This is a genomic window from Streptomyces sp. NPDC086023 (genome assembly GCF_044540325.1).
GTDB lineage: Bacteria > Actinomycetota > Actinomycetes > Streptomycetales > Streptomycetaceae > Streptomyces.
Genome location: NZ_JBITRX010000004.1, coordinates 69803 through 81333, shown reverse-complemented (window position 1 = coordinate 81333; position 11531 = coordinate 69803). Strand labels below are relative to the sequence as shown.

The 11531-nt window shown below is 74.9% G+C and carries 10 protein-coding genes; 5 read left to right on the top strand and 5 right to left on the bottom strand.

Translation table 11 applies throughout. The features are described 5' to 3' along the window. Nucleotides 1-28 precede the first annotated feature (28 nt). Nucleotides 29-343, bottom strand: a complete 315-nt coding sequence (locus ACIF6F_RS09790) for a PRC-barrel domain containing protein (RefSeq protein ID WP_399943714.1) — start codon at nt 341-343, stop codon at nt 29-31. A gap of 187 nt (nt 344-530) precedes the next feature. On the opposite strand from ACIF6F_RS09790, the gene ACIF6F_RS09785 reads away from it, so the two are divergent. Then, nucleotides 531-1925, top strand: coding sequence for an aspartate aminotransferase family protein (locus tag ACIF6F_RS09785; protein WP_399943711.1), 1395 nt, complete (start codon nt 531-533; stop codon nt 1923-1925). Between the two features lie 276 nt (nt 1926-2201). Then, nucleotides 2202-3146 carry a factor-independent urate hydroxylase gene (pucL, locus tag ACIF6F_RS09780; RefSeq protein WP_399943708.1) on the top strand — a complete coding sequence of 315 codons (945 nt, stop codon included), beginning with the start codon at nt 2202-2204 and terminating at the stop codon, nt 3144-3146. A gap of 29 nt (nt 3147-3175) precedes the next feature. Here the strand turns inward: pucL and ACIF6F_RS09775 are convergent, their stop codons facing one another. Then, entirely contained in the window at nt 3176-5404 is a 2229-nt protein-coding gene (locus tag ACIF6F_RS09775) for a SpoIIE family protein phosphatase (RefSeq protein WP_399943706.1), read from the bottom strand. Nucleotides 5405-5545: 141 nt separating this feature from the next. Between ACIF6F_RS09775 and ACIF6F_RS09770 the strand changes: the two genes are divergently transcribed. After that, nucleotides 5546-6952, top strand: coding sequence for an FAD-dependent oxidoreductase (locus tag ACIF6F_RS09770; RefSeq protein ID WP_399943704.1), 1407 nt, complete (start codon nt 5546-5548; stop codon nt 6950-6952). 24 nt (nt 6953-6976) lie between these two features. Here ACIF6F_RS09770 and ACIF6F_RS09765 read toward each other — a convergent pair whose 3' ends face one another. Continuing rightward, the gene (locus ACIF6F_RS09765) at nt 6977-7450 is read right to left on the bottom strand and encodes a MarR family winged helix-turn-helix transcriptional regulator (protein ID WP_399943702.1); all 474 of its coding nucleotides are present in this window, start codon (nt 7448-7450) and stop codon (nt 6977-6979) included. Nucleotides 7451-7544: 94 nt separating this feature from the next. On the opposite strand from ACIF6F_RS09765, the gene ACIF6F_RS09760 reads away from it, so the two are divergent. Then, nucleotides 7545-8933 carry a multidrug effflux MFS transporter gene (locus ACIF6F_RS09760; RefSeq protein ID WP_399943700.1) on the top strand — a complete coding sequence of 463 codons (1389 nt, stop codon included), beginning with the start codon at nt 7545-7547 and terminating at the stop codon, nt 8931-8933. Here ACIF6F_RS09760 and ACIF6F_RS09755 read toward each other — a convergent pair. Further along, nucleotides 8897-9760 (bottom strand): PaaX family transcriptional regulator C-terminal domain-containing protein, encoded by an 864-nt coding sequence (locus tag ACIF6F_RS09755; protein ID WP_399943698.1) that lies wholly within the window; start codon nt 9758-9760, stop codon nt 8897-8899. The two genes, ACIF6F_RS09760 and ACIF6F_RS09755, sit on opposite strands and share 37 nt — an antisense overlap. After that, complete coding sequence (locus ACIF6F_RS09750) at nt 9757-10377, bottom strand: GNAT family N-acetyltransferase (RefSeq protein ID WP_399943697.1); 621 nt, start codon at nt 10375-10377, stop codon at nt 9757-9759. Before ACIF6F_RS09750 ends, ACIF6F_RS09755 begins: the two co-directional genes overlap by 4 nt. Before the next feature lie 69 nt (nt 10378-10446). Here ACIF6F_RS09750 and ACIF6F_RS09745 point away from each other — a divergent pair, with 69 nt between their 5' ends. Then, nucleotides 10447-11505 (top strand): alpha/beta hydrolase family protein, encoded by a 1059-nt coding sequence (locus ACIF6F_RS09745; protein WP_399943695.1) that lies wholly within the window; start codon nt 10447-10449, stop codon nt 11503-11505. The last annotated feature ends 26 nt before the right edge of the window (nt 11506-11531 follow it).

Genomic DNA, 11531 nt, shown 5'->3' with positions numbered 1-11531 from the left:
CTCCGTCGTCCAGGTACCGGGTCCAGGGTCACATGTGGCGGTTCGCGTAGTACTGCTCGACGAGACGGATGAAGGCCACGTCGTCGTCGTGCTGCCCGCTCTCGAAGTCGGGCGAGTCCTTGATCTCGTCCTTGGTCGCCGCCAGGTGGACCGTCTGCGCCTCGTCGTCCACCCGGGCCACCAGGGTGGCGGGGACGACCACGCTCCTGCCGAAGATCCAGGGTCCGGTGTCGATCACGACGAACTGCCGGCCGACGTACTCGGAGTGCCTGTCGATCTTCCCGATGTGTCCGTCGGATGCTTCGACCCGGTACCCGATGAGCTGGGCCATATCGGTGGCCATGGCGTCCTCCTTGCCCCGGTATGCAACCCGATACACAGCGCCGCTACCCCCGGGCCCCGGGTCTCATTCGGGCTGCCGGGCGCGGAACACTTGCTTCCGTGTTTCCATTCCACGGAATGAAACTTCCGCCTGCCGGTAGATGAACTATGCTTTCCCGCTCCATCCGGCACGACCACGGGAGCACTGCATGACCGAGAGCCGCGCCGCGTCCGGGCCCACGTCCGCGGCACGGGCCGAGCGGCTGCGCGCGGAGCGCGACCGGGTCCGCGCCGCCGACCGGGCCCACGTCTTCCACTCCTGGTCCGCCCAGGCCCTCATCGACCCGCTGCCCATCGCCGGGGCCGAGGGCAGCCACCTCTGGGACTACGAGGGCAACCGCTACCTCGACTTCACCAGCGCCCTCGTCTACACCAACATCGGCTACCAGCACCCGAAGGTCGTCGCCGCGATCCAGGAGCAGGCCGGCCGGCTCTGCACGCTGGCCCCCGGCCTCGCCGTGGCGCCGCGCTCGGAGGCCGCCCGGCTGATCGCCGAGCGGACCCCCGGCGACCTGGACAAGATCTTCTTCACCAACGGCGGCGCCGAGGCGGTCGAGAACGCGATCCGGATGGCCCGGCTGCACACCGGCCGCCCCAAGATCCTGAGCGCGTACCGCTCGTACCACGGCGCGACCGCCGGAGCGATCAACGTGACCGGCGACCCGCGGCGCTGGGGCTCCGACACCGGCACGGCCGGCACGGTCCACTTCTGGGGGCCGTTCCTCTACCGCTCGCCCTTCCACGCCGAGACCGAGCAGCAGGAGTGCGAGCGGGCCCTCGCGCACCTGGAGGACACCATCGTCTTCGAGGGACCGGCCACCATCGCCGCCGTCGTGCTGGAGACCGTCCCCGGCTCCTCCGGCGTCCTCGTGCCGCCGCCCGGCTACCTGGCCGGGGTACGGCGGCTGTGCGACCGGTACGGGATCGTCTTCGTCCTCGACGAGGTCATGGCCGGCTTCGGCCGCACCGGCACGTGGTTCGCCGCCGACCACTGGGAGGTCATCCCCGACCTGCTGACCTTCGCCAAGGGCGTCAACTCCGGCTACGTCCCGCTCGGCGGCGTCGCGATCTCCGCCGGGATCGCGGAGACCTTCGCGACCCGCCCGTACCCCGGCGGCCTCACCTACTCCGGCCACCCGCTGGCCTGCGCCGCCGCCGTGGCCACCATCAGCACCATGGCCGAGGAGGGGATCGTGGAGCACGCCGCCCGCATCGGCGCCGAGGTGCTGGGCCCGGGCCTGCGGGAGCTGGCCGCCCGCCACCCGTCGGTCGGCGAGGTGCGGGGCACGGGCGCGTTCTGGGCGCTGGAGTTCGTACGGAACCCCGAGACGCGGGAGCCGCTCGTGCCGTACGCGGCCACGGGCGAGGCCAACGCCCCGGTGAACGCCTTCGCCGCGGCCTGCCGCAAGCGCGGCCTCTGGCCGCTGACCACGATGAACCGCACCCACATCGCCCCGCCCTGCACCATTTCCGAGGCGGAGGCGCGGACCGGCCTGGAGATCCTCGACGAGGCCCTGGCCGTCACGGACGCGCACGTGGACTGAGCGGCGGGCCCGCCCCGCGCGGAGCGTGCGGAGGTGTCGGCGGTTCCGCCGAAGAACCGCCCCCGCTCTCGGACGATCCGCGCGGGGACGAACCCGCGGCACGCGTGTTGCAATCCGGTGAACCACCTACGGACCGGGATGCACGTCAGTCCCGGGGCGGTCCCCCGGGACCGAACGGCGGGGGGCGGCCGTCCGCGGAAAAGGGCTCCGGGACGGACGCCGGACGCCGGGCGTACGGGATCCCATGGACTCCGCGTACCCGAAGGACACCCGAGCATGAGCAAGCACGTCCTGTCCCAGAACCAGTACGGCAAGGCCGAGAACCGGATCGTCAAGGTCACCCGCAAGGGCAATGGGGGCACCTCCCAGACGGAGTCTGGGGGAGGGTCCTGGCACGAGATCCGCGACCTGAACGTGTCGGTCGCCCTGCGCGGCGAGTTCCGCGACGTGCACCTGACCGGCGACAACGCCAACTGCCTGCCGACGGACACGACCAAGAACACGGTCTACGCCTTCGCCAAGGAGCACGGCGTCGAGTCGCCCGAGGCCTTCGGCATCCTGCTCGCCAAGCACTTCGTCTCCTCCCAGTCCCCGATCCGCGAGGCGCAGATCCGGATCGAGGAGTTCGCCTGGGACCGGATCCCCGTGCCGACCCGCAAGGAGCAGCACTCCTTCGTCCGCAAGGGCCAGGAGGTGCGCACCGCGCAGATCACCTACAGCGAGACCACGGGCCTCCAGGTCGTCTCCGGCCTCAAGGACCTGACCGTGATGAACTCGACCGACTCCGAGTTCCACGGCTACATCAAGGACAGGTACACGACCCTCCAGGAGGCGTACGACCGCATCCTGGCCACCAAGGTCACCGCCCGCTGGGCGCACTCCCACCTGGCCGCCGACGACGCCGGCCACGACTGGGACCGGTCGTACAAGAAGGTCCGCAGGCACCTGCTGGAGGCCTTCGCGGAGACCTACTCGTACTCGCTCCAGCAGACCCTGAACCAGATGGCCGAGCGCGTGCTCGACCACTGCCCGCGGGTCAACGAGGTCCGCCTCAACCTGCCCAACAAGCACCACTTCCTGGTGGACCTGGAGCCCTTCGGCCTCAAGAACGACAACGAGGTCTACTACGCCGCCGACCGGATGTACGGCCTGATCGAGGGCACCATCCACCGCGACGGCGTCACCCCGGTCATCGCGACCAGCGACTGGATCACCGCCTGACGCACCCCGTCCCGCCCCGGGCCGGCCGGTCACGCGACCCGGACCACGACCAGGCTGGTGTCGTCGTCCGTGTCGCCGATGACCCCCGTCATCAGGTGATCGGCCTGCTCGTCCGGCGGTCCCGGGCCCAGCCGCTCCGCCGTGCGCCGGAAGGCCTCCAGGCTGTCGTCGAGGCTCGTGTGCCGGCGCTCGACGAAGCCGTCCGTGTAGAGCAGCAGGGTGTCGCCCGGCCGCAACTGGGCCTTCGCGTCCTCGTACTCCGCCCCCGGCAGGGCGCCCAGCAGCACGTTGTGCGGCCCGGCGAGGAAGCGCGCCCGGCCGTTGCGCAGCAGCAACGGCGGCGGGTGCCCCGCGCTCGTCCAGCACAGCGAGTGGTCCGCCGGGTCGAAGAGGGCGGCCAGCGCGGTGGCCGTGGGCTGACTGGAGGTGTGGAGGGTGACCTCGTTGAGCCAGGCCATCAGCCGCCCCGGCGCGCGCTCGGCGAAGGCCAGCCCGCGCAACGCGCCCCGCAGGGCGATCATCGAGGTGGCGGACGCGATGCCGTGCCCGGCGATGTCCCCGACCGTGACCAGGACCTTCCCGCCCGGCAGCGTCTGGACGTCGTACCAGTCCCCGCCCACCCGGTACTCCTCCGCGGCCGGCCGGTACCGGGCGGCCACCTGGAGCCCGGGCACCGTCTCCAGGGTGGGCGCCTCGGGGACGATCGCGTGCTGGAGCCGGAGCACCAGCCGGTTGCGCAGCACGGCGTCCGCCTGGACCACGTTCAGCTGGTCGAACGTGGCGCTGAGCGCGACCTCGGTGTGGTGCTGGGCGGACACGTCCTGGAAGACGCCCACCACGCCGATCGGCACCCCGCCGCCGAGCACCGGCTCCGCCGCGATGCGTACGTGGCGCACACCGCCGTCACCGCGCACCACCCGGACCAGTGCGTGCCCGCCCTCGTGGCGTTTCGTCAGGGTGGCCAGCAGCTCCTCCAGCTCCGGCACGTCCTCCGGGTGAAGCAGCGGCGTCAGGGCCCGCAGCGGAACAGGCGGGTCGTCGCCGGGCCGCAGGCCGAACACCGCGTACGCCTGCTCGCTCCACCGGGAGCCGCCGCCGACGAGGTCGTCCTCGAAGGAGGCCAGCCGCTCCAGGCGCCCGAGGGCCCGCGCCAGCGACGGTCCCCGGTCCTCCGTCGTCCGCCACAGCACCACGGAGCGTCCCTCGCCCATCGGCACCACCCGTACGGAGCCCATGACGGCCTCGGCGCCGTCCGCCGGGAGCCGGGGGGCCGCCTGGGGGGCGGTGGTGGCGGCGGCGCGTTCCGCGAGGGCCAGCAGGCCGGCGTGGGTGTGCGGGAAGACCTGGGCGACCGGGCGCCCGAGGTGGCTGTTCCCGCCGAGGGACTTGAGGGCGGCGGGGTTGAGGTGCTCGACGACGCCCTCCGGCCCCAGTACCGCCCCCGGCCGCTCCAGCACGTCCAGCAGGGCGGTGACCACGGGCGGCGCGGCCGTCCGCGGCGCCGTCGCGTCCAGGACGTACGCCGCCGGCGCGCACAGGGCGGCCACGGTGCGCCGTACCTCCTCGGACAGCTCCGCCGGCCCGGGCCAGACGGCCAGCGCGAGCCCGGTCACCTGCCCCTCGCGCGCCAGGGGCACCAGGGCCCGGGCGGCCTCCCGGGAGGGGCCGGGGAGGCGCTCGGCCCGGTCCGCCGGAGTGCCGCCCGGCAGCCAGACGGGGGCGACCGACCGCAGTGCGCGGTGTAGCGGGCCCTCGCCCTCCGGCGGGACCCAGTGCCAGTGCTGCGCCTCCTGCGGGCCCGCCCCGGCCTGGCCGGCCAGTTCCAGGCAGTCGGTCCCGGTGCGGCGCCACAGGAACACCGCCCGGACGCCCAGGACGCTCAGACTGTTCTCCAGCAGTGCGGTCGCCGCGTCGGCGGCCGTGTCGTTGGAGAGGACCGCCGCGACACCGCGGCGCATCCGGCGGGCCTCCGCGGGCGGCGGCTCGGTGGACGCGGCCGGCACCCCGGGGGCGGCCGCAGGGGACCCGGCCGCGCCGTTGACGATGTCGGCGGCCATGTCGTCCAGGCCCAGGCCGGTGGACGCCGCCAGGCGCGTCAGGTGGTCCCCGGCCTCCGCCGGGGCGATGCGCAGCTGGCTGACCAGCACCCCGGTCGCGAGGTCGACGAGCCTGCGCCGGGCGCGCTCGGAGCGCATGGCGGCGATCTCCGCCGTCAGCTCGGCGACCGCGGCCGCCAGCCCGCTCTCTGGGACCGACATCCCGGCTCCCCGGCTGGTCTCGGACCCGCGTCCCCGTGTTGCCCGGTCCTCGGGTGCCCCGTCTCGGTGCTTTTCCGTGTCAATCCACCCACTACAGGTGCATTTCGGATTCTACGGCGGGGGTACGGGTACGTGCTGCTCATGAGCAGCGACATGGGGCCGTCGTACTGGGTGTCCAGCACCCCGCGCACCGGCCATCCCGCCCTGGACCACGACCGCACCGCGGACGTCGCCGTCATCGGCGGGGGCATCGCGGGCCTCTGCACCGCCTGGGAGCTGGCCGCGGCGGGGGCCGAGGTCGTCGTACTGGAGGGGGACCGCATCGTGCGCGGCGTCTCCGGCCACACCACGGGGAAGCTGACCGCGCTGCACGGCCTGACGTACGACCGGGTGCGCAAGGAGCACGGGGCGGAGGCCGCCGGGCTGTACGCGGCGGCCCAGCAGGACGCCATGGAGCGGGTCGCCGCCCTGTGCGCCGAGCTGGAGATCGACGCCGAACTGGAGCGCGCCCCGGCCTTCACGTACGCCACGGACCCCGGCGGCGTCGGCGAGCTGCGTGCGGAGGCGGAGGCGGCCCGCGAGGCCGGCCTCGACGCCGCGTTCGTGACGGAGACCGAGCTGCCCTTCGAGGTGGCGGGGGCGGTACGGGTGCCGGACCAGTACCAGTTCCACCCGCGGCGCTTCCTGCTCGGTCTGGCCGCCGCGCTCAGCACGCGGGGCACGCGGATCTACGAGCACAGCAGGGTGGCGGAGGTGCACGAGCGGGCCCACTGCCTGCTGAGGCTGGAGAACGGGAGCACCGTGTCGGCCGGGGACGTGGTGGTCGCCACCGGATTCCCGGTCACCGCGCACACGGCCCTGCTGGCCCGGCTGAGCGTGCGGCGGGAACTGGTGCTGGCCGCCCCGGTGGACGCGGAGAGTGCGCCGCGGGGCATGTACCTCACGCCCGAGGACGGCGTCCGCTCGGTGCGGACCGCCCCGTACGAAGGGGGGCGCAGGCTGCTGGTGGTCACGGGCGAGGCCTTCGAGCCCGGCGCGCCGGACACGGACGCGCGGCTGGCCCGGCTGGGGGAGTGGGCGGCCCGCTTCGGGATCGCCGAACCCTGGTACCGCTGGGCGGCGCAGGACGTGCACTCGGTGGACGGGCTGCCGCTCGTGGGCCACGAGCACCCCGACACCCAGCACGTGTTCGTGGCCACCGGCTTCGGGGGCTGGGGGCTGACCAACGGGGTGGCGGCGGGGCCGCTGCTGGCCGCGCACGTCACCGGGGCGCCGCGGCCGGCGTGGACGGAGCTGCTGGACCCGCGGCGGCGGCTGCCCTTCCGGGACGTGCCGTCGGTGCTGCGCTCCCAGGCTTCGGTGGCCCGGCACTACGTGGCCGGGCGGTCGCACGTACGGTGCCCGCACATGGGCTGTGAGCTGGGCTTCAACACCGCCGAGCGGACCTGGGAGTGCCCGTGCCACGGCTCCCGATTCGCGGCCGACGGCACGCTGCTGCAGGGGCCGGCGACGCGGGGGCTGGAGGAGGCGCCGGAGCCGCCGGAGTGATCGTGCGGAGGCCGGGTCGGGCCGTCAGAGCGCCGCGTCGAAGGCGGCCAGGTCCTCGATGAGCCGGGCGGTCAGCTCCGGCGGGAGCCGGCGGCCGAGGAGTTCCCGCAGCTGGGCCGCGTGCGCGTCCAGCGCGGCGTGCAGCTTCTCCCGGCCGAGTGGCGTGTGCCGGAGGAGGAAGGCCCGGCCGTCGCAGGGGTCGGGTTCGCGGCTGACCAGGCCCTTGGCCAGGGCGCGGGCCACCAGGCGGGTCGTACCGCTGGAGGTGAGTCCGATCGCCTCGCCCAGCGGCGCCGCCTGGGCGGTGTGACCCGGCTGCTGCCACAGCCGCAGCAGCAGCTCGAACTCCGGCCCCTCAAGACCGGACGCGGCGGCCATGACGGGCCGGGTGCGGTTGTGCAGCAGGTGGACGACGCGGCTCAGGTGGCCCAGCAGGCGCACGCCGTCGGTCTCGGCGAGCCGGTCGATCTCCGCGCCGGGGGCGGTGGTCTCTCCCATGCGCCCATCCTCCGCCATCCGGACCCCCCGCCCGGAGACCGGCTCCGCGGGCACCCTTGAAAAACTACCTGCTTACGCAGGTATATTTACGGGCATGAGTGTCATACGCCCCCGCCCGGCCGGTCTCCAGGGTGCCGGAACCAGCTCCGAACCGGGCGCCGAACCGGGCGCCGAACCGGGCTCCGAGCCCGGCACCGGGACCAGCTCCGGGACCGGTCCCGGGTCCGGTTACGGCTCCGGTGCTGGTTACGGTGCTGGTTACGGCTCCCGGGCCGAAGCCGCCGCCGACCGGCCGGCGGCCGCGCGGCCGGGCGTACGCATGGTGCTCGTGCTCGGGGCGCTGTCCGCCTTCGGGCCGCTCAGCCTGGACATGTACCTCCCCGGCCTGCCCCAGCTCGCCGAGGAGCTCGGCGCCGCCGCCTCCGACGCCCAGCTCACCCTGACCGCCTGCCTGCTGGGCCTGGCCCTGGGCCAGCTCGCCGGCGGCCCGCTCGCGGACGCGTTCGGCCGCCGCCGCCCGCTCCTGTGGGGGCTGGCCGGCTACGCCCTCGCCTCGCTCCTGTGCGCGTTCGCCCCCTCCGTCGGGGCCCTCACCGGCCTCCGGTTCGTGCAGGGCCTCGCGGGCGGCTTCGGCATCGTGATCTCCCGGGCTGTGGTCTCCGACCTCTACTCCGGTACCGCCGCCGCCCGGGTCTTCTCCCTGCTCATGGTGGTGAACGGCGCGGCGCCGATCCTCGCCCCGCTGGTCGGCGGCCAGATCCTGCGGCTCACCGACTGGCGCGGGGTGTTCGTCGCCCTCTCCCTGATCGGGACGGGCATCCTCGCCGGTGCGGCGCTCGTGCTCGGCGAGACCCTGCCCCCCGGCGCGCGGGCCGTCGGCGGACTGGGCCGCACCGTGCGCGGGTTCGGGGCGCTCCTGCGCGAACGCCGGTTCCTCGGCGAGACGTTCACCGGAGCCTTCGGCTTCGGCGCCCTGATGGCGTACATCGCCGGCTCGCCCTTCGTGCTCCAGCAGGTCTACGGGCTCAGTGCGCAGCAGTTCAGCCTGGTCTTCGGCGCCAACGCGCTCGGCATCGTGGCGATGGGCCGGCTCAACGCCCGCCTGCTGCGCCGCACTCCGGTCCGCAGGCTGGTCGGGTACGGGGTCGCGATGTGCGCCACGGGGGCCGCGCTGCTGCTGGCCGCCGCGCTCGCCGGGCTCGGGCCGGCCGCCGTGCTGCCCGCCCTGCTGCTGGTGGTCTCCAGCATCGGGCTGCTGGGCCCCAACACCGCCGCCCTGGCCCTGGACGGGCGGCCGCGCAGTGCCGGCACCGCCTCGGCGCTGCTGGGCCTGTGCCAGTACGCCCTCGGCGGGGTGGCCGCCCCGCTGGTGGGGCTGGGCGGGGCTGCCTCCGCGCTGCCGATGGCGCTGGTGATCGGCGCCTTCGCGGCCCTGGCCGTGCTGACCTACGCCGTGGTGGCGCCGCGCAGCGCGTCCGCGTAGAGGCCGAAGAGGCGCGGCTCCTCACCGGTGCCGTCCTCCAGCAGCTGCCAGGCGCGGGCGGTGAGCGCGCGGGCCCGGGACCCGGGCCAGGGCGAGGGCAGCAGCTCCGGCGGCAGCAGCGGGTCGGGTTCCATGGCGCGGGTGAACTCCGCCGCCAGTTCCACGGCCGCGGTCAGCCGCTCGACGGGGCCGAGCGCCCCGATGCGGGACAGCCAGTGCCCGGCGAGCGCCGCCAGGGACGCGTACCGCTCGGCGATCCCGTCCAGCGGCCAGAGCGCCGCGGCGACCGCCACCGGGTCCTCCAGCTCGCCGACCCGGAGATCGGTGCTGGTCAGCAGGGTGACGGAGGACCGGATGCCGAGGCGCTCGGCCGCGGGGGCGACGTACTCCTCGATGGCGTTGGCGGCGACGTACAGCCCGCCCTGCAGCGGCGCCGCTCCCAGGTGCAGCAGGGTGTCGCGCAGCGCGTCGCGCGCCGCCCGCCGGGCCTCGGGCACGGCGAAGGCGGTCAGGTGCCAGCGGCCGTCCCAGGGTTCGAGGCCCCGGTCCTGGCGGTAGGCGTACGCGACGAACTCCGCGTCCGGTGCGAGCGCCCCCGTCCCCGGGTCGGCGACCGCCCGCAGCACCGCCTTGCGGCCCCGGCCCTCGTGGGTGAACGCGCCCTCCGCCACCAGCCGTTTGACGCACAGCCTGACCTGCTGGTCGGTCATCCCGAGCGCGCCCGCCACCTCGTACAGTTCCCCGGCGTCGACGCTGCCGTCGGCGCGCACCAGCGCGTGGACGAGCAGCCGGGTCGGGATCTCGGGGCGGGGCACGTCGGGGGTCACGGGGCGGCTCCGGGGGTGATCGGGCGGTGCATGGTGGTCACGGCCGAGAATCCCATCAGCTCGCGCAGGAACGGCGTGCGCTGGGTGCCGACGGCGCGGAACCCCTCGCGTTCGTAGAGGGCCCGGGCGCGCGGGTTGCCGTCCACGACCTGGAGGCCGACGCGGCTGCAGCCCGCCTCGGCGGCGTACGCGTAGCAGGCGCGCAGCAGGGCGCCCCCGGTGCCGAGGCCGCGGCGCCGGGCGTCGACGGCCAGGCATTCCAGCACGAGTTCGCCGGGTGCCGCCGCGTGCTCCAGCAGGGCGAGCGCGGCCAGCCGGGGGAGGCCGCCGAGCCACCCGTACGCCTTCAGCACGTCGCCCGCTCCGGCGCTGCTCATGCCCCGGGTGCCGGTCCTGAGCCCGGCGACGCCGACGACGCGGCCGGCGGAGAGGGCGACCAGGGTGCGGTCGGGGACCAGGTGTGCGGCGAGGAACGCCCGCCCCTGCTCCTCGGGCCCGAGCGCGGCCCCCAGCTTGCGCCCGAAGGCCTCCCAGTACAGCTCGGCGATCCGGTCCTCGGCCCCCTCCGGGAAGCCGCGCCGGATCTCCACTCGCTCTCGCCCACCGGACTCCGTCATGCTATCAATCTTAATACGACCGATCTGAGAACGATAGTTTTTGAGCGGATAGGAATGGGGGCGGGGTCGATGACCCGACGGAGGAACCTGGGTGCGCGGGTCCGGAGGTGGACGCTCTGGACGGTGGTGGCCGTGTTGCTGACGGCGGTGGGCCTGGCGGGGGCCGTGGTCCTGGGGAACAGCTACGACCTGCGCGAGGAGCGGATCACCCTCCGGGCCGGCGGCCGGGACCTGGACGCGGTGCTGGCCACCCCGGAGCACGGGGAGGGCCCCTTCGGGCTGGTGGTGTTCGTCCACGGCGACGGCCCGGTCGACGCCACGCACGACGGCTTCTACCGGCCGCTGTGGGAGACCTTCGCGCGCGCCGGGTACGCCTCGCTGTCCTGGAGCAAGCCGGGCGTCGGCGGCTCGGCCGGCGACTGGCTGGACCAGAGCATGGACGACCGGGCCGCCGAGACCGCCGACGCGGTCGCGTGGGCCCGCACCCGGCCCGGCATCGACGCCGGCCGCATCGGGCTGTGGGGCGCGAGCCAGGCGGGCTGGGTGCTGCCGAAGGCGGCCGCCCGCACGCCCGGCGTCCGCTTCGTCATCGCGGTCTCGCCGGCCGTCAACTGGCTGCGCCAGGGCCGCTGGAACACTCTGGCCGAGCTGCGCGACCGGGGCGCCCCGCCCGAGGAGGCCGCGGCGGCGCTGGCCCGGCGCGAGGCGGGGCTGCGCGTGCTCCGCGCGCGGGGCACCTACGCGCAGTACCGGGCGGCCGTGCCCGACGACGGGGCCATGACCGCGGCCCGCTGGCGCTTCGTCTCCCGCAACTGGACCTCGGACGCCACCGGGGACCTCCGCGCCCTGGCCGCCCGCCGCGTCCCGGTCCTCCTGGTCCTGGCGGGCCACGACCTGAACGTCGACGTACGGGAGACGGAAGCGGTCTACCGCCGCGAACTCCCGCCCGCCACCCTGCGCGTGGCCCACTACCCCGAGGCCGCCCACGGCCTGACCCACCCCTGGGTGGACCGCGACGAACTCCGCACCCTCGCGACGGCCCTCCTCGCCCCCCGCTCCCTCTTCGCGCCCGGCTTCCTGCCCGACCAGCGCACGTACGTCGCCGAGTTCGCCTCCCGGCGCACCTGACCGGGGCGGCGGCGGCCTCCGGCGGG

Bases quoted from the DNA above. Each gene is read 5' to 3' on its own strand.
- ACIF6F_RS09770 (WP_399943704.1), top strand. From the start codon at position 5,546: ATGAGCAGCGACATGGGGCCGTCGTACTGGGTGTCCAGCACCCCGCGC.
- ACIF6F_RS09765 (WP_399943702.1), bottom strand. From the start codon at position 7,450: ATGGGAGAGACCACCGCCCCCGGCGCGGAGATCGACCGGCTCGCCGAG.
- pucL (WP_399943708.1), top strand. From the start codon at position 2,202: ATGAGCAAGCACGTCCTGTCCCAGAACCAGTACGGCAAGGCCGAGAAC.
- ACIF6F_RS09775 (WP_399943706.1), bottom strand. From the start codon at position 5,404: ATGTCGGTCCCAGAGAGCGGGCTGGCGGCCGCGGTCGCCGAGCTGACG.
- ACIF6F_RS09760 (WP_399943700.1), top strand. From the start codon at position 7,545: ATGAGTGTCATACGCCCCCGCCCGGCCGGTCTCCAGGGTGCCGGAACC.
- ACIF6F_RS09750 (WP_399943697.1), bottom strand. From the start codon at position 10,377: ATGACGGAGTCCGGTGGGCGAGAGCGAGTGGAGATCCGGCGCGGCTTC.
- ACIF6F_RS09790 (WP_399943714.1), bottom strand. From the start codon at position 343: ATGGCCACCGATATGGCCCAGCTCATCGGGTACCGGGTCGAAGCATCC.
- ACIF6F_RS09785 (WP_399943711.1), top strand. From the start codon at position 531: ATGACCGAGAGCCGCGCCGCGTCCGGGCCCACGTCCGCGGCACGGGCC.
- ACIF6F_RS09745 (WP_399943695.1), top strand. From the start codon at position 10,447: ATGACCCGACGGAGGAACCTGGGTGCGCGGGTCCGGAGGTGGACGCTC.